The 24,123-nt window shown below is 47.4% G+C and carries 13 protein-coding genes and 3 pseudogenes; 9 read left to right on the top strand and 7 right to left on the bottom strand.

What is annotated here, in order from left to right; all coding sequences use genetic code 11:
- The first annotated feature begins 154 nt into the window (after positions 1 to 154).
- From RSJ68_10025 to RSJ68_09990, 8 genes and pseudogenes are all read left to right on the top strand, one after another.
- Positions 155 to 8,728 (top strand): hemagglutinin repeat-containing protein, encoded by an 8,574-nt coding sequence (locus RSJ68_10025; GenBank protein WNU96749.1) that lies wholly within the window; start codon positions 155 to 157, stop codon positions 8,726 to 8,728.
- Between the two features lies 1 nt (position 8,729).
- Positions 8,730 to 9,140 carry a hypothetical protein gene (locus RSJ68_10020; protein ID WNU96748.1) on the top strand — a complete coding sequence of 137 codons (411 nt, stop codon included), beginning with the start codon at positions 8,730 to 8,732 and terminating at the stop codon, positions 9,138 to 9,140.
- Positions 9,141 to 9,213: 73 nt separating this feature from the next.
- Complete coding sequence (locus RSJ68_10015; protein WNU96747.1) at positions 9,214 to 9,624, top strand: hypothetical protein; 411 nt, start codon at positions 9,214 to 9,216, stop codon at positions 9,622 to 9,624.
- Positions 9,625 to 9,745: 121 nt separating this feature from the next.
- A pseudogene (locus RSJ68_10010) lies at positions 9,746 to 12,232 on the top strand (hemagglutinin repeat-containing protein).
- Between the two features lies 1 nt (position 12,233).
- Positions 12,234 to 12,716 (top strand): hypothetical protein, encoded by a 483-nt coding sequence (locus RSJ68_10005; protein ID WNU96746.1) that lies wholly within the window; start codon positions 12,234 to 12,236, stop codon positions 12,714 to 12,716.
- Between the two features lie 417 nt (positions 12,717 to 13,133).
- The gene (locus tag RSJ68_10000) at positions 13,134 to 13,625 is read left to right on the top strand and encodes a contact-dependent growth inhibition system immunity protein (protein WNU96745.1); all 492 of its coding nucleotides are present in this window, start codon (positions 13,134 to 13,136) and stop codon (positions 13,623 to 13,625) included.
- A gap of 130 nt (positions 13,626 to 13,755) precedes the next feature.
- Positions 13,756 to 14,382, top strand: a complete 627-nt coding sequence (locus RSJ68_09995; protein WNU96744.1) for a hypothetical protein — start codon at positions 13,756 to 13,758, stop codon at positions 14,380 to 14,382.
- A 163-nt stretch (positions 14,383 to 14,545) separates the two neighbouring features.
- Positions 14,546 to 14,896: pseudogene (locus RSJ68_09990) on the top strand (transposase).
- Positions 14,897 to 15,049: 153 nt separating this feature from the next.
- Here the strand turns inward: RSJ68_09990 and RSJ68_09985 are convergent.
- From RSJ68_09985 to RSJ68_09970, 4 genes are all read right to left on the bottom strand, one after another.
- Positions 15,050 to 16,849 (bottom strand): ShlB/FhaC/HecB family hemolysin secretion/activation protein, encoded by a 1,800-nt coding sequence (locus RSJ68_09985; protein ID WNU96743.1) that lies wholly within the window; start codon positions 16,847 to 16,849, stop codon positions 15,050 to 15,052.
- 103 nt (positions 16,850 to 16,952) lie between these two features.
- Entirely contained in the window at positions 16,953 to 17,495 is a 543-nt protein-coding gene (locus tag RSJ68_09980; protein WNU96742.1) for a hypothetical protein, read from the bottom strand.
- Positions 17,496 to 18,199: 704 nt separating this feature from the next.
- Complete coding sequence (locus tag RSJ68_09975) at positions 18,200 to 18,415, bottom strand: hypothetical protein (GenBank protein WNU96741.1); 216 nt, start codon at positions 18,413 to 18,415, stop codon at positions 18,200 to 18,202.
- Between the two features lie 23 nt (positions 18,416 to 18,438).
- A protein-coding gene (locus RSJ68_09970; protein WNU96740.1) for an IS630 family transposase occupies positions 18,439 to 19,286 on the bottom strand; the annotation gives its coding sequence in 2 pieces (ribosomal slippage) (positions 18,439 to 18,971 and positions 18,971 to 19,286; 849 coding nt in all).
- A gap of 49 nt (positions 19,287 to 19,335) precedes the next feature.
- Here RSJ68_09970 and RSJ68_09965 point away from each other — a divergent pair.
- A pseudogene (locus RSJ68_09965) lies at positions 19,336 to 19,753 on the top strand (tyrosine-type recombinase/integrase).
- Here the strand turns inward: RSJ68_09965 and murA are convergent.
- The 3 genes from murA to metG form a co-directional block, all read right to left on the bottom strand.
- Positions 19,751 to 21,004 carry a UDP-N-acetylglucosamine 1-carboxyvinyltransferase gene (gene murA / locus RSJ68_09960; protein ID WNU96739.1) on the bottom strand — a complete coding sequence of 418 codons (1,254 nt, stop codon included), beginning with the start codon at positions 21,002 to 21,004 and terminating at the stop codon, positions 19,751 to 19,753. The pseudogene RSJ68_09965 and the gene murA sit on opposite strands and share 3 nt — an antisense overlap.
- Before the next feature lie 366 nt (positions 21,005 to 21,370).
- Positions 21,371 to 21,826 carry a GNAT family N-acetyltransferase gene (locus RSJ68_09955; protein WNU96738.1) on the bottom strand — a complete coding sequence of 152 codons (456 nt, stop codon included), beginning with the start codon at positions 21,824 to 21,826 and terminating at the stop codon, positions 21,371 to 21,373.
- Between the two features lie 57 nt (positions 21,827 to 21,883).
- Positions 21,884 to 23,941 carry a methionine--tRNA ligase gene (metG, locus tag RSJ68_09950; GenBank protein WNU96737.1) on the bottom strand — a complete coding sequence of 686 codons (2,058 nt, stop codon included), beginning with the start codon at positions 23,939 to 23,941 and terminating at the stop codon, positions 21,884 to 21,886.
- Positions 23,942 to 24,123 lie beyond the last annotated feature (182 nt).

Raw genomic sequence — 24,123 nt, 5'->3', positions numbered from 1 at the left:
CTACGACAACCAAATTGTTATATAACTTGCTCAATATTGTGCCATTTAAGGCTAAGCCACTTTAGTCCAAAACTAATTTTGTTACCCATACAAAGTTAATTCAAGTTAGAATTAATATTTATTTATAAAAAATATTATCAAGAAAGCCTTTACTATGAACCGCACCCTGTACAAAGTCGTATTTAACAAACATCGAAACTGCATGATGGTTGTTGCCGAAAATGCCAAACGCGAAGGAAAAAACACGGCCGATACCCAAGCTACAGGTATTTCATCAAATGATATTGCCGGCTTTACAGGTTTTATTCATTCTATCTCTGTTATCTCATTCTCTCTTTCATTACTGCTCGGCTCTGCCCTTCTCCTGACTTCTCCCTATGCCGATGCCCAAAATATCGTTGCCGACAAATCGGCACCTGCACAGCAACAGCCTACTATTATACAAACCGGCAACGGCATCCCGCAGGCCAATATCCAAACCCCTACTGCCGCAGGGGTTTCAGTTAACCAATACTCCCATTTCAATGTTGACAACCATGGCGCCGTTTTGAACAACAGCCGTCGGAACATACAAACACAGTTGGGCGGCTGGATACAGGGCAACCCCTGGCTTGCAGGTGGTGAGGCCCGTGTCATTGTGAATCAAGTCAATTCGGCTAATCCCTCTTTGTTGGGCGGATATATTGAGGTGGGTGGTAGACGTGCCGAAGTGGTGATTGCAAACCCTTCGGGAATTCAAGTGAACGGAGGGGGATTTATCAATGCTTCCCGTGCCACTTTGACTACAGGCCAGCCGCAATATCAAGCAGGAGACCTTAGCGGCTTTAAGATAAGGCAAGGCAATGTTGTAATCGCCGGACACGGTTTGGATGCCCGCGATACCGATTACACGCAGATATTGAGCCGCGCGGTTAAGATTGATGGGCCTGTGTGGGGTAAAGATGTGCGTGTGTTGGCAGGGCAAAATGGTGTCTCAGCTGATGGCTCTGTCCGGTCTTCACACTCCCCTTCTGCGAATACAAATTCTGCCAACTCACTGTATGCCATCGATACAGGGGCATTGGGCGGCATGTATGCCGGTAAGATCACCTTGATCAGCACTGATCGTGATGCATCCGTGCACAATCAGGGGCAATTATTTGCCTCAGCCGGCAATGTAGCAGTGAATGCTGAAGGTAAACTGGTCAACACGGGTACGATTGCGGCGACGGGAGAAAATCATGCGGTTTCAATTCATGCTCGCAATGTCCATAATAGCGGTACGATTGCCTCACAGGATGATGCCAATATTCACAGCCAGACGCTGGACAATTCAGGTACGGTCTTATCCTCAGGTGAATTGACTATCCGTAATTTAGGCCGTCTGAAAAACCAAAACAACGGGACGATCCAGGCTGCCCGCTTAGATATGTCAACAGGTAGTTTGGACAACACAGGTAATATTACTCAAACAGGTTCACAAGCATTGGATTTGGTATCTGCTGGCAAATTTGATAACAGTGGCAAGATTGGTGTGAGTGACGTTCCACAGACCAGTTTGAATCCCAATCCATCAGTCATACCGCAGATTCCGAGTACCGCTACAGGTTCAGGCAGCAGCATTGTCTCGACATCTAAGCCTGGTTCAGACAATCCCGTTTCACCTACAGCACCTGCAAAAACCTACGCCAGAGGACGCATTCAAACAACGGGAGTACTTGATAATGCAGGATCAATCAATGCAAGTGGACAAATCGACATTGCCGCCAAAAAAAGTTTGGAAAATTCGGGCAGTCTGAATGCGGCTAAACTACAAGTATCAGGCGATTCATTTAACAATACGGCAAAAGGCAAACTCCAGGCACACGATCTGGCTGTTAGTGCTCAAACTGCTAAAAACAGCGGTCTCCTATCAACTCAAATCGGCAAGATTGACAACCGTGAACTGCATAATGCGGGAGAAATTGCTGCCAACAATCTGACACTCATACATTCGGGCCGCTTGAGCAATGATAAAAAAGGCAATATTCGAGCTGCACATTTACAGCTTGATACTGCCGGTTTACATAACGCAGGTAACATTCTTGCCGATAGTGGAACCGTCACCACCAATAACAATCTTCGCAATACAGGAAAAGTTTCTGTTGCACAACTGAATACCAAAGGTCAGACTCTAGATAATACGCACGGACGTATAGAGGCTGAAACGGTTAGCATCCAAAGTCAGCAACTGACTAACCAAAGCGGTCATATTACTGCTACCGAACAACTGACTATCAATAGTCGAAATGTAGACAACCAAAACGGCAAACTCCTATCTGCAAACCAAGCACAATTAGCTGTTTCAGACAGCCTATACAACCAGCATGGTGAAATCTCCACTAACCAGAAGTTGTCTATTCACGATAAAAATCAAAACACTTTGGTGCTAAACAATGAGGATGGCACGATTCAATCTACTGGCAATGTATCACTGCAAGCCAAATCACTGGCCAATAATGGCACATTAACGGCCGGTAACAAACTGGATATCGCCTTGACGGATGATTTCGTCGTAGAACACGACCTCACTGCAGGCAACCAATTAAATCTAAGCACAAAAGGCCGTCTGAAAAATACCCATACCCTACAAGCAGGCCATACACTCAAACTCAATGCCGGCAATATAGATAACCAAGTTACAGGCAGAATTATTGCCGGAGAGCAAACAAACATTACATCTGAACAGCATGTAGACAACAGGGGTTTGATCAACAGCAACGGTTTGACCCACATCGGTGCAGGTCAAACCCTGACCAACACCGGGACAGGCAAAATCTATGGCAACCATATTGCACTGAACGCGCAAAAACTGCTTAACCGAGAAGAAACGACAGAAGGCAGCACCAAAGCGGGTGCAATAGCCGCAAGGAAACGTTTGGATATCGGAGCAAAAGAGATTCATAACCAAGAAGGCGCCCTACTATCCAGCGAAGGTATTTTTGCCATCGGTAATCGACTGGATGAACAACATCATGCGGCAGGCATGGCCGATACCTTTGTTAATGGCAGTGCCAGTTTGGAAGTACAAGGTGATGCATTGATTTCCGTTAGGAATATGCAGAATATCAATAATCATTTTAAAACAGAGGCATACTTAGCCAAAGCGGAAAAGCAAGTCCGCGACTACACCGTATTGGGGCAAAATACCTATTATCAGGCAGTAAAAGACGGCCTATTCGACAACTCGCACGGAAAAAAAGACCAAACAACTGCTACCTTCCATTTAAACAATGGTTCTCGTATTGAGGCCAACCAATGGCATGTCCGAGACTATCACATCGAGACTTATAAAGAACGTATCATTGAAAATCGACCAGCACACATTACTGTGGGTGGTAATTTGACTGCTTCAGGCCAAGACTGGCTGAACAAAGACAGTCGAATTATAGTAGGCGGGCGTATTATCACTGATGATTTAAACCAGAAAGAAATCACCAATCAAGGTACAACAGGCAAGGGACGCACAGATGCTGTCGGCACACAGTGGGATTCAGTTACAGAAAAAGGATGGTACAGTGGAAGAAAAAGACAACGCCGTACTGAAAAAAACCACACTTCTTACCATGATACCCAACTATTTACCCACGACTTCGACACGCCTGTATCCGTCATCCAACAGAATGCCGCCTCCCCTTCCTTTCAACCCGCAGCATCTGCAGCCAAACTGATTGACAGAGCATCCACAGCAGCCGTCAATGGGCAGCGTATCCATACCGGTAATGTGGTCTCATTAAATAACGCTACTGTTACTCTACCTAGCAGCAGCCTCTACACCGTCCACCCCGGTAATAAAGGCTGGTTGGTTGAAACAGATCCTCAATTTGCAGACTACCGCCGCTGGTTGAGCAGCGACTACATGTTGCAACAACTGAAATTGGACACCAATCATCTACACAAACGGCTAGGCGACGGCTACTACGAACAAAAACTTGTTAATGAACAAATCCACCAGTTAACAGGCTACCGCCGACTCGACGGCTACAAAAGTGATGAAGAACAATTCAAAGCTCTGATGGACAACGGCCTTACTGCTGCCAAAACATTCGGCCTTACCCCGGGTATCGCCTTGAGTGCAGAGCAAGTTGCCCGCTTAACTTCAGATATCGTTTGGATGGAAAATCGAACCGTCTCCCTGTCTGACGGTTCGACTCAAACCGTACTGGCCCCCAAAGTTTATGCACTGGCTCGAAAAGGTGATCTCAATACCTCCGGCGGCCTGATTAGTGCCGAACAAGTCTTACTTAAACTGCAAAACGGCAACCTGACTAACAGCGGTACCATTGCGGGGCGGCAGGCCGTACTCATCCAAGCACGGAATATTAACAGCAACGGCAATATTCAGGCCGACCAAATCGGCTTAAAAGCTGAAAAAAGTATCAATATCGACGGCGGGCAGGTACAAGCAGGCAGACTGCTGACTGCCCAAGCGCAAAATATTAACCTTAACGGTACAACCCAAACTTCCGGTAATGAACGTAACGGCAATACCGCCATCGATCATATGGCCGGCATTAACGTGGCCGGAAGCTATACTGAGCAAGTAGATAACAGAGCTTCAGACGGCATCCTATCCCTGCATGCCGACAACGATATCAACCTTAATGCAGCCACCATCTCTAACCAAGTTAAAGGCGGCACCACCCAAATTACCGCCGGTAATAATCTCAACCTCGGCACCATCCGCACCGAACATCGCGAAGCCTATGGCGCATTAGATGACAAAAATCATCGCCATGTCCGCCAAAGTGCCGAAGTCGGCAGCAGCATCCGCACGCAAAACGGCGCAATGCTTAGAGCCGGCAACGACTTAAAAATCCGCCAAGGCGAACTTGAGGCCGACGAGGGTAAAACCGTCCTTGCTGCGGGACGTGATGTCACTATCAGCGAAGGACGCCAAATAACCGAATTGGAAGCCGCTGTAAGCGGGAAAAGCAAAGGCATCCTTTCCAGTACCAAAACACACGACCGCTACCGCTTCAGTCATGATGAAGCAGTCGGCAGCAACATCGGCGGCGGCAAAATGATTGTTGCAGCCGGGCAGGATATCAATGTACGCGGCAGCAACCTTATTTCTGATAATGGCACTGTCTTAAAAGCAGGAAACGACATCGATATTTCTACTGCCCATAATCGCTACACCGGCAATGAATACCACGAGAGCAAAAAATCAGGAGTCATGGGTACAGGCGGATTGGGCTTTACTATCGGTAACCGAAAAACTACCGATGACACTGATCGTACCAATATTGTCCATACAGGCAGCATTATAGGCAGCCTGAATGGAGACACCGTTACAGTTGCCGGAAACCGCTACCGACAAACCGGCAGTACCGTCTCCAGCCCCGAGGGGCGCAATACCGTCACTGCCAAAAGCATAGATGTAGAGTCCGCAAACAACCGGTATGCCACTGACTACGTCCACACCCGGGAACAAAAAGGCCTCACCGTCGCCCTCAATGTGCCGGTTGTCCAAGCTGCACAAAACTTCGTACAAGCAGCCCAAAATGTGGGCAAAAGTAAAAATAAACGCGTTAATGCCATGGCTGCAGCCAATGCTGCATGGCAGGGTTATCAAGCAGCCCAACAAATGCAACAATTTGCTCCAAGCAGCAGTGCGGGACAAGGTCAAAACAACAATCAAAGCTCCGGTATCAGTGTGTCCATCACCTACGGCGAACAGAAAAGTCGTAACGAGCAAAAAAGCCGTTACACCGAAGCGGCAGCAAGTCAAATTATCGGCAAAGGGCAAACCACACTTGTGGCCACAGGAGGCGGGGAGCAGTCCAATATCAATATTACAGGTTCCGATGTCATCGGCCATGCAGGTACCACACTCATTGCCGACAACCATATCAAACTCCAATCTGCCATACAGGACGGCAGCGAGCAAAGCAAAAACAAAAGCAGTGGCTGGAATGCAGGCGTAGCCGTCCAAATAGGCGACGGCATCAGTCTTGGAATTACCGCCGGAGGAAATCTCGGCAAAGGTAAAGGACAAGGGGAAAGTACTACCCACCGCCACACCCATGTCGGCAGTACGGCCGGCAAAACGATTATCCGAAGCGGCGGGGATACCACCCTCAAAGGTGCGCAGCTTATCGGCAAAGGCGTACAGGCAGATACGCGCAACCTGCATATAGAAAGCGTTCAAGATACTGAAACCTATCAAAGCAAACAACAAAACGGCAACGTCCAAGTTACCGTTGGTTACGGATTCAGTGCAAGCGGCAGTTACAGCCAAAGCAAAGTCAAAGCAGACCATGCCTCCGTAACCGAGCAAAGCGGTATTTATGCCGGAGAAGATGGCTATCAAATCAAAGTCAGAGACAACACAGACCTCAAGGGCGGTATCATCACGTCTAGCCAAAGCGCAGAAGATAAGGGCAAAAACCTTTTTCAGACGGCGACCCTCACCCATAGCGACATTCAAAACCACAGCCGCTACGAAGGCAAAAGCTTCGGCATAGGCGGCAGTTTCGACCTGAACGGCGGCTGGGACGGCACGGTTACCGACAAACAGGGCAGGCCTGCCGACAGGATCAGCCCGGCCATCGGCTACGGCAGCGACGGAGACGGCAAAAACAGCACCACCCGCAGCGGCATCAACACCCGCAACATACACATCACCGACGAAGCGGGACAACTTGCCCGAACAGGCGGGACTGCCGAAGAAACCGAAGCGCGTATCTACACCGGCATCGACACCGAAACTGCGGATCAACAGTCAGGTCGTCTGAAAAACAGCTTCGACAAAGACGCGGTTGCCAAAGAGATCAACCTGCAAAGGGAAGTAACGCAGGAGTTCGGTAAAAATGCCGCACAAGCCACAGCAGCCGTTTCCGATAAACTCGGCAATACTCAAAGTTACGAACGGTATCAGGCAGCCAAAACCCTGTTGGAGGCGGAACTGCAAAACACGGACAGCGAAACCGAAAAAGCCGCCATCCGCGCAACACTCGGCCAAGTAAACGCCTACCTTGCCGAAAACCAAAGCCGCTACGACACCTGGAAAGAAGGCGGCATAGGCAGGAGTATCCTGCACGGGGCGGCAGGCGGACTGACGACCGGCAGCCTCGGCGGCATACTGGCCGGTGGCGGCACTTCCCTTGCCGCCCCGTATTTAGACAAAGCAGCAGAAAACCTCGGCCCGGCGGGCAAAGCAGCGGTCAATGCACTGGGCGGGGCGGCAATCGGCTATGCGGCGGGCGGGAATGTCGGTACGGCGGCAGTAGGGGCGAATGTCGATTGGAACAATAGGCAGTTGCATCCTGATGAAGTGAAGTGGTTACACAGTAAAGATACACTACAAAAATATATTAACTATTTAAAAAACAAAGGATTAAATTTAACTCCCCGAGAGGCTCAAATTCAGCTAGACCGCGCAGCTGCCGCAATGGTAGACAGCGAATGGGCAATACTGCATGGACGCAATGAACTTGCAGAACAGTTTTTATCTCAAAACACATCTAGATTCCATTATGTAGATAATTTTGGTGCAAGCCATCAATTCTTTACAGCTACTAATCATGAATATTTAGATCAAGACAGAAATTTAAAAGCATTATTTAGTGCTTATACCGATAAAAACAAAAACGAAATAAATAAATTCTTGCATAGTATTCAGATTCAAAACCGTAATGCCTCAACGGATTTTAGAAGAGGAATGGAACAAGGCTATAAAGATAGCAGTAACGATGCACATAATGATCCAAAGATAATTGGGAAAGGCATAATTTCCTTGCCGAGATACGTCTATGATTCGTCTACCAGTGATGAAGTGGGTCCACTAGACGATCAACAAATGGAGACTAACCGTATAGCCCTGCTACGTTTACAAGGGAGAGATTACGATGCAGGTAGAATATATGAATACAATCATGCAACCCGACAACGGTTAATGTGGTATCAATTGCCAGTAATGGAGCTAGCAGGACGTATCCCTAGTAAATTGGCTAACAAATATAAACTGTACCGCGAAGGTAAGTTATCTGCTGCACAACTGGCAGCAGAAATAAAAAAACAAGCACCAGTTGTTCCAAATGGAAAAGCATTTGATTTTACCAGTGGAACATTGATATCTAATCAAACCGTTAAGCTCACACAGGCACAGAAGCTGTCCAATGGAACAACCCTGCCAGTAGGGACAATTGCACGACTAACAGACAAGGGAGTGGAAGCAACTTTGCCCAATGGTAAAAATGTTAGTTATGCAGGGGTAACTGAGCAAAGGGCGTTGCCTAAGCCCGATAGCTCTGTACCGAAGATAAGACCTAATGGTACAGTAGAGCTGTTTACAGACAGCAAAGGGGTACAAATACCTGGAGCAGTAGGAGTTAGTCCATCAGATCCGATGGCTGTTGCAAGAGATGCACGTTCTATGCCCAATATACCGACAGGCAGTCAGGCGAGAGTTATCGCAAATAATCCTTATATCCCTAAACCAGCAGGGAAATTTACAATAATGGATTATCTTCCTGAAGCAGCACGTATTACAAAAAAAGGGGGAGAAATTGTGATTAATGGCACACCAAACAATAAGTATTTAAGAGGAATTCCAAATGAAGCAGAACTGGCCCGAATGGGATTAAGGTTAAAATATAATGGTCCGTTAAAGGAGGAGTTTAAACAACTGAAATTTCATGATAGTAATGGCGCAAACATAAGATCACAGGACTTTAAAACCATTGTTTTTGAAAAGGTAAAATAATATGACAACTTATACTATTCCAAGAAAATATTATCAATCTCTGCATATAATTGAAGGGTCTCTATTAAACTATACTTTGAAAAATGATGAATTTCATATCATCGTCAAGAATGTGAATTATCCGGATTTTCCTCAAGAGATTCCTATGCCCAATTATTCAGACTGGGTAAAAATTAAATTCAAGCAGTTCAGCTATCTGAAATTTATCTATGGATACGCTACGGAGAACCAAGATATAAATATCGATAATACATTGGAGCTTGGAGAATTAAAGCAGGATGATGAAATCTTAGATTATGGAGGTACACTGGCATTGATAGGCGGTAGGTATGATCTTCCGACCAGTTTTAGCATATATATAGTTTGCCGGGAAATAGAGTTAGAATTCTTAGATCAGGAGAGTTTTAATTAAACAAGCCGTAGCACGGACTCGCTACCGGCAGGGAGTGCATGCTACCTAAGCAGCCTTTTGAAGGTAAAATAATATGACAACTTATACTATTCCAAGAAAAGATTATCAATTTCTGTATATATATGAGGGTACTCTATTAAACTATACTTTGAAAAACGATGAATTTCATATCATCGTCAATTGTGTGGATTATCCGGATTTACCTCAAGAAATCCCTCTGCCCAATTATTCAGACTGGGTAAAAATTAAATTCAAGCAGTTCAGCTATCTGAAATTTATTTATGGATACGCTACGGAGAACCAAGATATAAATATCGATAATACCTTGGAGCTTGGAGAATTAAAGCAGGATGATGAAATCTTGGATTATGGAGGTACGCTGGAATTGATAGGCGGTAGGTATGATCTTCCGACCGGTTTTAGCATATATATAGTTTGCCGGGAAATAGAGTTAGAATTTTTAGATCAGGAGAGTTTCAATTAAACAAGCCGTAGCTTGTCATGCTGCGCAAGTAGCCTTTTGGAAGCTCTTGACAAGGCTGGTTGGGCATATGTGCTTTATCACCTAATATTACTTAACAAAAGCATGTGTGCGGAACGCACGTATGCGGTTCTCAAGGTTTGAGCCAAGAGGTCGTCTGAAACAACAAATACGGTTTTAGACGGCCTTTCTTCCAACAAGCCATCACAGCAATCAGACAAAAGCAACCCGCCGCCACACCCATATCGGCAGCACGGCCGGCAAAACCACCATCCGAAGCGGCGGTGATACCTCCCTCAAAGGCGCGCAAATCATCGGCAAAGGCATAGGGTTGGACGCACAAAGCCTCCGCATCCGAAGCGTTCAAGACACAGAAACCTATCAGGGCAAACAGCAAAACGGCAACGTCCAAGTTACCCTCGGCTACGGACTCAGTGCAAGCGGCAGTTACAGCCAAAGCAAAATCCGGGCCGACCATGCCTCCGTAACCGGGCAAAGCGGTATTTATGCCGGAGAAGACGGCTATCAGATCAAAGTTGGAGACAACACAGACCTCAAGGGCGGCATCATCACCTCCGGCAAGAGTGCCGAAGACAAAGGAAAAAACCTTTTTCAGACGGCCACCCTCACCCATAGCGACATTCAAAACCACAGCCGCTACGAAGGCAAAAGCTTCGGCATCGGGGCAAGTGTTGCAATCAGCGGTGAATCAATGGGACAAAACCGTCCTGCCGACTCCGGCCCGGGAATCCGCCTGATTGATGTTTCTAAAGGTCAAAACAACAATAACGCCATCGGCTACGGCAGCGATGGAGACAGCAAAAACAGCACCACCCGCAGCGGCATCAACACCCGCAACATACACATCACCGATGAAGCGGGACAACTTGCCCGAACAGGCAGGACTGCCGAAGAAACCGAAGCGCGTATCTACACCGGCATCGACACCGAAACTGCGGATCGACACACAGGTCGTCTGAAAAACAGCTTCGACAAAGACGCGGTTGCCAAAGAGATCAACCTGCAAAGGGAAGTAACGCAGGAGTTCGGTAAAAATGCCGCACAAGCCGCAGCGGCCGTTTCCGACAAACTCGGCAACACCCAAAGTTACGAACGGTATCAGGCAGCCAAAACCCTGCTGGAGGCCGAACTGCAAAACACGGACAGCGAAACCGGAAAAGCCGCCATCCGCGCATCCCTCGGCCAAGTAAACGCCTACCTTGCCGAAAACCGAAGCCGCTACGACACCTGGAAAGAAGGCGGCATAGGCAGGAGTATCCTGCACGGGGCGGCAGGCGGACTGACGACGGGCAGCCTCGGCGGCATACTGGCCGGCAGCGGCACTTCCCTTGCCGCACCGTATTTGGACAAAGCGGCGGAAAACCTCGGTCCGGCGGGCAAAGCGGCGGTCAACGCACTGGGCGGGGCGGCCATCGGCTATGCGGCGGGCTGGAATGCCGGTACGGCGGCAGTAGGGGCGAATGTCGATTGGAACAATAGGCAGCTGCATCCGAAAGAAACGGCACTGGCAGACAAATATGCCGAAGCCCTCAAGCGCGAAGTCGAAAAACGCGAAGGCAGAAAAATCAGCAGCCGAGAAGCGGCAATGAGAATCCGCAGGCAGATACTGCGCTGGGTGGACAAAGATTCCCAAGACAGCTATACGGATCAAAGCGTTATATCCCTTATCGGCATGAAAGGCGAAGACAAAGCCTTGGGTTATACTTGGGACTACCGCGACTACGGCGCAAGAAATCCGCAAGCCTACAATGATCCGAAACTGTTTGAGGAATACCGCCGACAGGACAAACCCGAATACCGTAACCTGACCTGGTTGCACAGCGGGACGAAAGACACCAAAATCAGGCAGGAAGAGCGGAAAAACGAAGAATTTGCGCTGAACGTTACCGACATCCTGACGGGCGTCATCCCGAACCCAAGGGTAAATGTAGCGGTTCGTGCAGGCATCCGTAATCTGGGAAACATCAAGCCGACCGTTACCGGCAGCGATCCCTTATTGGCGGGGGTCGGGAATATCCGTATTCCGGCAAACGGCAATGTTGCGAAGGGGGATAGGATTCCGGATACGGCATTGGCGTCGAAGAGTCATCAAAAGAATGATTTGGGAGTATCTAAAGGACAGGATTTAGGTCAAGCCCATACTGCACCTAGTACAGATCAAAAAGCATTGTATATCAGAGAGTATTTAAAGGATATTCAGGCTCAGACCGGATATCGAATTGAGCCTAACCAGCGTATAGGATTATTTGAATACATAAGGACTCATGGTACGGTCAAACCAAGCCAGCAGGAGCTGGCTAGACGTAGGGCAGAATTTGGTAAAAATCGAGATGCCTTGATTCGAGAATGGGAAAAGAATACAGGGAAAAAATGGCCAACTTATACTGAACCTGTAATATCTTCCAAAACTGGTAGGACTATAAAGCCAACAGGAAGTAAGTATGATGCTCACCATATTCAGCCATTAGAAAATAATGGTGGTAATATTTGGCAAAACATTACTCCAGCCAGGTATCCTGAACAGCATCAAGGCGGCATTCATCGGGCAGATGGACCATTAAGAAATCTTCAAAAACATTTGGATAGATAATATGTTTGAACGAATAAAAAATTCTTCTATTATTGTGAATAATTTCGACAAATATTCATTATGCCAAGAAAAAAATCTATTTTTTAAATTACCAGATAGTGATTTTCTAGAGTTAGAAAAGCATATCCAAATTCCATATGATTTATTCTGCTTTTGGAAAGAAATTGGTTATGGTTTTCTTACTGTAAATGAAAGTGGAAGTATTCGATCAGAGTCCGATAATCGAATTATGGATCCTTTATCTATTTTAGATATATTGATTGGGGAATCAGAACAAGTTTCTTCTGATTTTGTTATTGAACCATATCAAGTACCATTTTTCGAAAGATTTAGTGAATATTTTATTTGTTTTGATAGGCGAAATTTAAATAAGCCTAAACAACCCGTCTATTGGATATGGGATATGGAAAACCCGTTAGCTGACTCAATAGAGAGTTTTATTTACAAGTTATTTGAAAATCCTGATTTTTTAAATGAAATTTAGCAAGCCGTAGCCTATATGAAACCTAAACTCAAAAAGTAGCATGTGTGCGGAACGCACGCATGCGGTTCTCAAGGTTTGAGCCAAAAGGTCGTTTGAAACAACAAATACGGTTTCAGACGACCTTTCTTTCAACAAGGCGCCACAGCAATCAGACAAAAGCAGTCCACCGCCACACCCATGTCGGCAGCACGGCTAGCAAAATCATTATCCGAAGCGGTGTAGAGACAACTCTAAGACGGCAAATTTTGAACGTCATAACCTTTCGGGTATGACATTAAGGGCCGACATGATCAAACAGCGCGAAATCCATCTGGCCATACCCGCACAAACTAATAAGGAGCAAAAATTGCAGTTGCAACGTGTGGTAGAGTATGGCAAAAATCGAAAGATTACAGTCAAAATTACGGAGATCAAATAATGATTTTTAAACAGGATCAAAATTATTGGGCAGTTTTTTATGCTAATGAAGAAGCTCTGATTGTTCAAACATGTTCAGGTTTGGGCTTAACGGCAATAGACCACCTATATCCCCCTCATATCCTGCCATTGGATACCGACAATGAAACTTTAGGCACGACAGTCTTACAAGCATTGGCGAACAGCAGGACGTTAGACAACGAAGTTGAACGTATTGATTTTTTAAAACAGGAAAGTTTTAAACCACGTTATGAGGATTGGGTTGCCAACCTATGCGGGAACTTGGGCTATAAAACCAGACGCGCCCTATTTAAAAACATGATGAGCGGGGATATTTGGTTGCACAACGGCTGCCTGAAAATCAGCCCGAGCCGCCATGTCAAGCTGGAAGCGTGGGATGCCATTGATGCAGACGATGTAATTTTATCATTGGATAACAGCCCTGAAGAAATCGGAGCAGGTTTAAGGTTGGCATTGAGCCGCTGCCGATAATCTTACAAAAGGTCGTCTGAAAGCCGGAAACTTGTTTCAGACGATCTTTTTTATCACACTCAAAGCCCGCCATAGGTCTAATGCGGGCTACGGCTTGCTGAAGATAAAGTTATTAAGGAATTTGGCAAATATGGAAAAGATTGAGAAATTTAAATCTGAACTATTAAATGACATCTTTCAGTATATTCAATGCATATCTATTTTTGTCCACAAGAAAAAGATATATTATTTGATTGATTATAAGGAAAATTTTGAATTAAACGCAAAAATATCTTTTGATATTTATCTAAGAGAAGGAATTATAACAAAAGAACAATATAATTATGATTATAAAAATTACCGTAATGGTATCTGGCAGTTAACTAAGGACAATTTTGAAAGCTATCTTCAATCAGATTCAGTCATTGTATTAAAAAAGGATGAATTGAAGGAACTGATGTTTCAGGGATTTACTTCTGATGAAGCGGTAAGATTATATTCCGTTGTCGAGAACAAGCTGTCGTACAATGATCCTATCTCAGACTCTGGCCAGCAAAGTGATTTCTTAAAAATCAATCAGATTTCTTCGAGACTGCCGTTGTTCTATATTAATTTTGATACGGAAGTTTACCTTCATATGGATTGGGACAGATGTCATGAAGATTATGTTTATGACGGCTGGTTTTCAAAAGCGATGGATTTTGGGTATTTAATACCGGACGAATTCTGTTACTGGAAAATTGAAGGACGAGATTATTGGAAATTTATACAATTATAAATATAAGCAAGCCATAGCTTGTATGAATTCAAAAGGCCGTCTGAAAACAGCAAAACCGTTTCAGACGGTCTTTACTTACCTGTACAACAACACACATCCTTAGACCTTTGCAAAATCCCCCAAAATCCCCTAAATTCCCACCAAGACATTTAGGGGATTTTCCATGAGCACCTTCTTCCAGCAAACCGCACAAGCCATGATTGCCAAACACATCGACCGCTTCCCATTATTGAAGTTGGATCAGGTGATTGATTGGCAACCGATCGAACAATACCTGAACCGTCAAAGAACCCATTACCTTAGAGACCACCGCGGCCATCCGGCCTATCCCCTGTTGTCCATGTTCAAAGCCGTCCTGCTCGGACAATGGCACAGCCTCTCCGATTCCGAACTCGAACACAGCCTCATCACCCGCATCGATTTCAACCTGTTTTGCCGTTTTGACGAACTGAGCATCCCCGATTACAGCACCTTATGCCGCTACCGTAACTGGCTGGCGCAAGACGACACCCTGAGACCTTTGCAAAAAAGCCCTTTTACCTAACAGCAGAAAATCTATGTTTGGGTTTTGGCTGTCGAGAGGAAAAGATGAAGAGTGATTTTGCAGGATCTCAGCTATTATCGAATTTTATTATCCCTTTGTTGCAACTCATTTGACTATACCGTTTTAAAAAGTATAACCTACCTGAAAACCGCTTGCCCATTTCCTTGATTGGAAAGAGTCCGGCTTTTTCAATGTACGGCCGGTAAAAATATCGTAATGCAGGTTTCCGCCAAGCTTCATTTGTCCGCGCATTCCAATTGTTGTTCCTGCTAAGGTTTGTCCTGACAACCATTGGGAGGACTGTCCCGAAACATGTCCCACATCAGCCCCAAAATAAAGCTGATGGCCTGGTTTAAATTGCCAACTCAAATCGTTTCGCCAATACCATCCCCGCTCGGCAGACAAACTCATTTCGCCGTCGAAGCCACGCACAGTGTAGCGTCCGCCGATGGCCAGTTTGTCTTGCGATGTTAACGGGGTTTTGTTCCATTGTGCGTAAACAGATGTATCGTAGGCAAATAGCTGTTTACCGATTTGAAAAGGAATGTTTACATCAGCCGAAGCCGTCCAAATTTTCATACGTGACGAGCCTTCGTTAAAGGTCTCTTCGGGTGCGCGCAGAGCATCTTTCATGCCAGTACCGCGTTTATATTTCAACTTAAAATCTGCTGTACTGCGGCCGATATATTCTTTGTGGGAAAGTTCTGCCAACCAACCTGCAGTTTTACGCCTTTGTACAGTCAGTTCGGCATCATCAATATAGCTTTTTGTTTCCCTTGCCCACAGTTTTACACCAAGATAAGTTTTGCGTTTGGCATCACGATACAACAGGCGGTTGAAGCCGAAATCAGTATTGTAACTTTTCCCATTGTAATCATACACTTCTGACAATCCGGCAACTGCCTGATGGTAACGGTAGCCGTTATGATTAAATGCCCATGTCCATTTACCGAAAGGAACTGAATAATGTACTGCGTAATTATTCGATCCGCCTTCTTTGCGATGGCCGTCAAAATTTTCCTCATTGGGTGTATCGCCAATTGAACGTCCATAATTTACATAAAACATATCACTCAGTCCAAAAGGATTGTCGGCAGAGAAAGTGATATTTCCTTGATATTTCCCCGTCGCTTTACTGCCTGAATTATCCACGCCTACACTTACACGGTAGGGCAACAAACGTTGCCGCCATTGCACCACAACATCACTTTGGTTTGGTTCGTCCTCTACGGGAACGATTTGGATATCGACTTCTGCTGTTGGGAGCCGTTTGAGATTTTCCAGCCCTTGTTCTAAATCACGTAGATTCAACAGATTGTCTGAGCGGGTGGGAAATTTGTTTTGGAATGCTGCAATGCGTTCAGCATGGGTTTGAGTATCATTAGATCTATCGATTCGTATGAAGCGCAGATAGCCCGGCATCAGTGTTAATTGAAGTTTGCCACTATTCAAATTTTGTGGCGCAGCCAAAATACGTGTCGTGGTATACCCCCTGCCGATCAAAGCATTTTGCGCCAAAGACATGATTTGATTGATATCGCCCGCATGCAAACACTTGCCGGGAACAAAATGTGTTTGGCGCAAAGCCTGATTGAGCGCAAATCGAAATTTAGCGGCTCCTTTACCCACCAATTCCACTTCAGAAATAGGAAAGCATGGGCTTGCTTCATCCGAATTTGCACTACCTGCCTGTGTTGCCATCTTCTCCCTACCTGTATCAGCATCATCTAAACGCACATCTTGTTCAGGCAACATCTGTTCACGCAGCTGCTTCTCCCGTTGACGCTGGAGAATATCCTGTTGTTGTGAAATGGCTTCGGGAGTGGGAGCGGCTGATGTTGGGACAGGAAAGGCAGCTATCAATGATAGGAATAATAGTGATAATGGAGGAAATATGGCTTGGGAGTAAACGAAGGATTTCATAGAATTGGGCTAAGTAATGTAAATGGACAATTATAGCAATGAACAAAAAAAGAGAAAAAGAGACCTTTTATTAGCTCTAGTAGATAAAAGCTCGGTTGGATGTTTATTCGTCTTCCATTAGACGGTGGCATATGGAAATTTCAAATGAAGTGTTACGGCATATTTCATTTATCCGGTAAATTTCCTGCCATGCCTTATGCAGTAAAATGTTCCGCACAATTGGGGTGGCTTTCAATATCCGGTATCGGTAAAAATAAATTTTTCGTCGGTTACACCAAATCCTCAAAAGCTCGTCTTCGTCATTAATCACGATATGCTTCAGAATCAACCCTTTTGAACCCACAGGAAGCAGGTAACGTGGATCAGGGTTATCAAAGTGCCGTCCTGATCCGTTAAAGTCATAAAGAATGTTTGGCTTCATCCCCGCAATATCATGGGTATCTCGTGGTTCGGAGATCTTCCCTTTCCATTCAAAGCACAATGTCGCCGATCGGTTTCCAAGCTCGTGTACCGGGACTTCGCCAAACGTACCCAAAAAATTCATCCCACCATCGTACTCCGTAATTTTAAATGGAGTATCAAACCTGCGGTTTGCTATCAACATATCAAACAAGCGATCAATGTGTTCACGCCTTAGTAAAAGCATTAGTTTTCCTTATGTGTTATTTTCCATCCCTGCCCACGTCAAACACCGCTCAAAATCGACAAAGGCAGATATTTTGTCTAAATAGCTCCAGTTTAAGAGCTGTCAGCTACTAGATTGAATAGTATTAATCTTGCATAAATAAAAAAGCCCGCCGTAGGGGGCAAGAGAAAAACAGGCGTGGCAATTTTGCAGGCTGCCGAAGGTGCCGGAAAAGTTGCCTAAGTCTGTTTTTCTCTTGGGGGCGTGAGGACGTTTCGGCAGAACCTTGAGAGGCGGTAACAGGGCCGCGGCGGGCTTTTTTTTCTTTCATTTCCCTTCAGCATATAAAGGTCGTCTGAAATCGCCGTTTCAGACGACCTCTATATCTTAGTCATTGTAAATAATCTGCTCTACCCGTCCACCATATATGCGGGTAATTAGCCTTGAAATCTTCAATTTTCCATTGAATGTTTTCATCGTAAGCTCCTGTATCATAGATATATTTTTATCAGAACCTATAAAATGTGTTGCCCTAATAAACCTTTTCTAATGCTTGCCTCTACTTCAGATACGTTTTCGAACATCAACAGCTTTATTAGGGCTTCAGTTTCCAGCTCCGTTTCAGCGGGAATTTTACCTTTAAGGCATTCAGAAAACATTTTGTCATACGTTTCACGCGGCAATAATGTAAATGTATCTGTCATCGTTCCAACGCGATAATCATGTCAGGTGTCTTTCAGCAAATCATAGGTCAAATCTGAACTGCCTTTTAATGCAGTTGCAAAAAGTTCGACACAATCGTCAGCCGTCAAGCCGTCATTCAGCGCATTCATATGCCGCCACATCCGCATAAAAATTTCTCGGATTTCCTTTGGGCTTAACGCTGAAATTTCATTTAAAATTCTATCTATCATATTCACTTCTTTAACTTCTTGAATCATCACTCTTCTACCTTTCTTTATAGTCAATTAAAATCAAAATAGGACAGTAGCGCATCGTCAAATCGGGCGTAATCAGACAATACGGTTCGCAGATACCGCTTAATATTCGCCCACACCTTCTCAATCGGGTTGAGCTCAGGTGAATAAGGTGCAAGAGGCAATACCTTATGTCCCCATTTTTCCGCCATTTCCCGTAAAACACCCATACGGTGAAATCGTGCATTATCTAAAATAATCACCGATTTTTGAGTCAATGCGGGCAGTAGGCATTGCTGAAACCACGCTTCAAAAAAGACTCCGGTCATCGTATTTTGATAAACCATCGGAGCAATCAGCCGGTTGCCGACTTGTGCGGACACCAGAGATAAGCGTCGGTATCTTTTTCTACTTATCTGCGCTTTCACTATTTGCCCTTTCGGGCTGCGGGCATAGGGACGGAACAGGTAGCGGTCAAATCCTGTTTCATCCAAATAAACGCGTTGGTAGTCAGAAAATTCGGCCGGCTGTGTCAAATAATGCGTTACTTTGGCCGGGTCTTGTTCTTTGTAAGTGGTGGTCTTTTTTTGCGCGTCATCCCCATCTGTTTGAGTGCATAGCAAACGGCGGCTGGCGTACAATCAAAATGTTTGGCGATTTCATGCAGATAGGCATCCGGGTGTTGCCCAACATATTGAGCCGGTTTTTGCCTATCCAATTTGACGGCATTTAGACCGGTAACTTGATGTTTTAGGCTGCCTGTTTGTTTTTTAAGGCGAATCCACAGGTAAAGCGTGTTTCTTGACAAGTTAAACGTTGCTGCGGTTTGGCTGATGTTTTTGCATTGTTCGTAATAGTTTAAAGCTTTGTTTCTTAAGTCCGCAGAGTATGCCATGGTTAGACCTTCAAAGTTGAGTATTGTACTACTTTGTTTTTAATTGACTATATCAAGGCAGATGGGGAAGCATTCCCGATTTGTGTTTACTTATTCCAATGGACGAAAAGTTCAAAGCATTAGCTTGAGGATTTGGAAAAACGCCTTGGAAAAGGCAGGAATTTCTGATTTCCGCTGGCACGATCTTCGGCACACGTGGGCAAGCTGGCTGCTTCAGTCTGGCGTGCCGTTGTGCGCCTTACAGGAGATGGGTGGTTGGGAAAGCGTTGAGATGGTACGCGGTTACGCACATTTGTCGGCGGAACATCTTCAAGCCCATGCCGAGGTATTGGACGAAATCAGGCTATGTAAAGACACAAATTGGACACAGTCAACTTGAAAAAAATGCCCCGCTTACGCAAGGCATTGATTCAATTAGCGGGTCTGGTGGGTTTCGAACCCACGACCAAGGGATTATGAGGCCCTTAACAGCGTACCCGCTCGATTTTCGCGCCGACTTGGCCGAGTTTTTTCTCGATGTGTTCGTAGCCGCGGTCGAGGTGGTAGATGCGTTCGACGATGGTTTCGCCGCCGGCGACCAAGCCTGCCATGACGAGGCTGGCGGAGGCGCGCAGGTCGGTCGCCATCACGACGGCGCCGGAGAGTTTTTCCACGCCTTTGACGAAGGCGGTGTTGCCTTCGGTGGTGATGTTCGCGCCCATGCGGTTGAGTTCGGGAACGTGCATGAAGCGGTTTTCAAAGATGGTTTCGACGACGCGGCTGTCGCCTTCGGCAACGGCGTTCATCGCCATAAACTGCGCCTGCATGTCGGTCGGGAAGCCGGGGTGGACGACGGTGCGGATGTCCACTGCTTTGGGGCGCTGCTGCATGTCGATGGAAATCCAGTCGTCGCCCGCTTCGATGATCGCGCCTGCTTCGACGAGTTTGTCCAACACGGCTTCCATGGTTTTGGGGGCGGCGTTGCGCAGGACGACTTTGCCGCCGGTCATGGCGACGGCGCAGAGGAAGGTGCCGGCTTCGATGCGGTCGGGTACGACGCTGTGTTCGCAGCCGTGCAGCTCTTTCACGCCCTCGACGGTCATAGTTGATGTACCGATGCCGCTGATTTTTGCGCCCATTTTGACGAGGCATTCTGCCAAATCGACGACTTCGGGTTCGATGGCGCAATTTTCCAAAACAGTGGTGCCTTCGGCGAGGGTTGCCGCCATCAGCAGGTTTTCCGTGCCGCCGACGGTAACGACGTCCATCAGGACGCGTGCCCCTTTCAGACGGCCTTTGGCTTTGACGTAGCCGTGTTCGATGGTGATTTCCGCCCCCATGGTTTCGAGGCCTTTGAGGTGCTGGTCGACGGGGCGCGAACCGATGGCGCAGCCGCCGGGCAGGCTGACTTGGGCTTCGCCGAAACGCGCCAGCGTCGGGCCGAGCACGAGGATGGAGGCGCGCATGGTTTTTACCAGTTCGTAGGGGGCGCGGGTATTGTTGACGGTAGCACCGTCGATTTCGAATTCGTGAACGTTGTCGGTCAAAACGCGGGCGCCCATGCCTTGCAGCAGTTTTTGGGTGGTTTTGACGTCGGCGAGCATGGGTACGTTTTTCAGGCGCAGGGTGCCGGAGGTCAAGAGTCCGGCACACATCAGCGGCAGGGCGGCGTTTTTCGCGCCGGATACGGTGATTTCGCCGTTGAGCGGGCCGTTGGCGGTGATTTTGAGTTTGTCCACAGTGTTTCTTTCGTTGTTAAGACAAGTCCCGACGGCGCTGCCGGCAGGACGGGATTCGTTTAGGTTCGGAATTATAAGGGATTTTGACGGTTTTGCGGGCGGGCGGGGAGAATTCTTCCGAAGGGCGTTTACGGGGTACGAATGGTCGGAAGGGTCGTCTGAACATAGCAGGCGCAACCTTGCGATTTCTGTTGCTACGTTTTCAGACGACTTGTATAGTGGATTAACTTTAAACCGGTACGGCGTTGCCTCGCCTCAGCTCAAAGAGAACGATTCTCTAAGGTGCTGAAGCACCAAGTGAATCGGTTCCGTACTGTCTGTACTGTCTGCGGCTTCGTCGCCTTGTCCTGATTTAAATTTAATCCACTATAAATCCAGTTTCATCACCGAGACGGTTTCGCCGTTGTGCCATTGCGTCGCGATTTCCCGCCAACCGTATTTGGCGTAAACCGCCTGTACATCAGGCGTATAGAGATAAAGTGCGGGCAGGCGTAAGGAGCGGGCGGTTTGCAGGCAATAGGTGATGAGCGCGTGTCCGATGCCTTTGCCTCGATATTCGGCCAATACGAATACGTCGCCCAGCCAGTATTCGTATTGCGGAAATTCTTCCATGTCGAAGCGTTTGAGCGCGGCGGAACCGAGCAGTCGTCCGTCTTCCGAAACTGCGGCAAAGGCGAGCGGCAAACCGTCCCCGTCCAGACATTTTCGGTAATAGGCACGGATTTTTTCAAGCGACGACCACGGGGCGAAGTCGTGCCATTCTTGGTAGAGCGCACGGGTAAGCGGCTCGATGTGGCAGGCTTGCAATAAAGTGATGTTCATAACGTGTTATCGTGTAGAAAGGTCATCTGAAACTATTTTCAGACGACCTTTTAACGTTTAGCCCACTTTATCCCCGGGCTGCGCGCCGGCATCGACATCTAAGAGCCTCAGTTTGCCCTCGGCGGTGGCGGCGGAGAGGATCATGCCTTCGGATACGCCGAATTTTGCCATTTTGCGCGGGGCGAAGTTGGCGACGGCGATGACCATGCGGCCGTTCAATTCGGCGGGGTTGGGATAAGACGCGGCGATGCCGGAGAAGATGATGCGTTTTTCAAAACCGAAATCAAGGTCGAATTTCAGGAGTTTGGTGCTGCCTTCGACGGCTTCGCAGTTCAATACTTTGGCGACGCGCATGTCGATTTTCATGAAGTCGTCGAAGCTCGCCTGTTCGGCGACTTTTTCGTATTTGCCCTCTTCGGCGGCAGGCGCAGGGGTCGTCTGAATGCTTTGTTTGTTGGCTTCGATTAAATCGTCCACTTGTTTTTGCTCCACTCGTTGCATTAAATGTTCGTATTTGTTGATGGCGTGTTCGCCTAGGGTTTCGCGCGTGTTCGCCCAGGTAATCGCGTCCAAATTGAGGAAACGCGCGGCGTTGGCGGCGGTTTGCGGCAATACGGGGGCGAGGTAGGCGGTCAGCATGGTGAAGGCGTTGATGAGTTCGCTGCATACTTCGTGCAGGCGTTCGTCTTGACCTTCCTGTTTGGCGAGCTCCCACGGCTTGTTGGCATCGACGTATTCGTTCACGGCGTCCGCCAATGCCATGATGTCGCGCAGGGCGCGGGCGTATTCGCGGTTTTCGTATTGTTCGGCGATGGTGTCGCTTTCGGCGGCGAGTTTTGCCAGCAATGTGCTGCCTGAAACGTCTTTCAGACGACCTTCAAAGCGTTTGGCAATGAAGCCTGACGCGCGGGCGGCGATGTTGACGTATTTGCCGACGAGGTCGCTGTTGACGCGGCTGATAAAGTCTTGCAGGTTCAAATCGATGTCTTCGATTTTGCTGTTGAGTTTGGCGGCAATGTAGTAGCGCATCCACTCGGGGTTCAGACCTTGTTCCAGATAGGATTTGGCGGTGATGAAGGTGCCGCGCGATTTGGACATTTTTTGTCCGTCGACGGTCAGGAAGCCGTGTGCGTACACACCGGTCGGGGCGCGGTGGCCGGAGAAATGCAGCATGGCGGGCCAGAACAGGGCATGGAAATAGAGGATGTCTTTGCCGATGAAGTGGTACATCTCGGTTTGGCTGTCGGCTTTGAAGTATTCGTCGAAATCGATGCCGATGCGGTCGCACAGGTTTTTAAACGACGCCATGTAGCCGACGGGTGCGTCCAGCCAGACGTAGAAATATTTGCCCGGCGCGTCGGGGATTTCGAAACCGAAATACGGCGCGTCGCGGGAAATGTCCCAGTCGGACAGGGTGGTTTCTTCGCCTTCGCCCAGCCATTCTTTCATTTTGTTGAGGGCTTCGGGCTGCAGATGGGGTTTGCCGTCGTGCGGGTTGTTGCCGGAAGTCCATGCTTTGAGGAAGTCGGCACATTCGCCCAGTTTGAAGAAGAAGTGTTCGGATTCGCGCAATTCGGGTTTGGCACCGGATACGGCGGAATACGGGTTAATCAGTTCGGTCGGGGAATAGGTCGTACCGCAGACTTCGCAGTTGTCGCCGTATTGGTCTTGGGCGTGGCATTTGGGGCATTCGCCTTTGACGAAGCGGTCGGGCAGGAACATTTGTTTTTCGGGATCGAAAAGCTGCTCGATGACGCGGCTTTCGATTTTGCCGTTGGCTTTCAGCGCGCGGTAAATGTCTTGGGAAAACTGTTTGTTTTCAGGGGAATGGGTGCTGTAATAATTGTCGTAGCCGATGAAAAAGCCGGTGAAGTCGGCGAGGTGTTCTTCGCGCACTTTGGCAATCATGTCTTCGGGCGCGATGCCTTGTTTTTGCGCGGCAAGCATCACGGGCGTGCCGTGGGTGTCGTCGGCGCAGCAGTAGTGGCACTCGTGGCCGCGCAGTTTTTGAAAGCGCACCCAAACGTCGGTTTGGATGTGTTCGACCATGTGGCCGAGGTGGATGCTGCCGTTGGCATAGGGCAGCGCGGAGGTAACGAGGATTTTGCGTGTCATGGTTTTATGCTTGGGAAAACAATGGATAAAGATGTGGAATTATACCGTAAATCGTGCGGGCGAGACGGGGGAAAGGTCGTCTGAAAAGGGGGATTTAAGGTTTCAGACGACCTTTTGCCTTTCCGCTTTCTTTGCACATTCTTTGTCTAACTTGACATTTCCTTGCCGCCGCAACACCATAA

The organism is Neisseria sp. DTU_2020_1000833_1_SI_GRL_NUU_006 (assembly GCA_032388755.1).
Taxonomy (GTDB): Bacteria; Pseudomonadota; Gammaproteobacteria; order Burkholderiales; family Neisseriaceae; genus Neisseria; species Neisseria sicca_C.
This window is presented reverse-complemented; position numbering and strand designations above follow the sequence as displayed.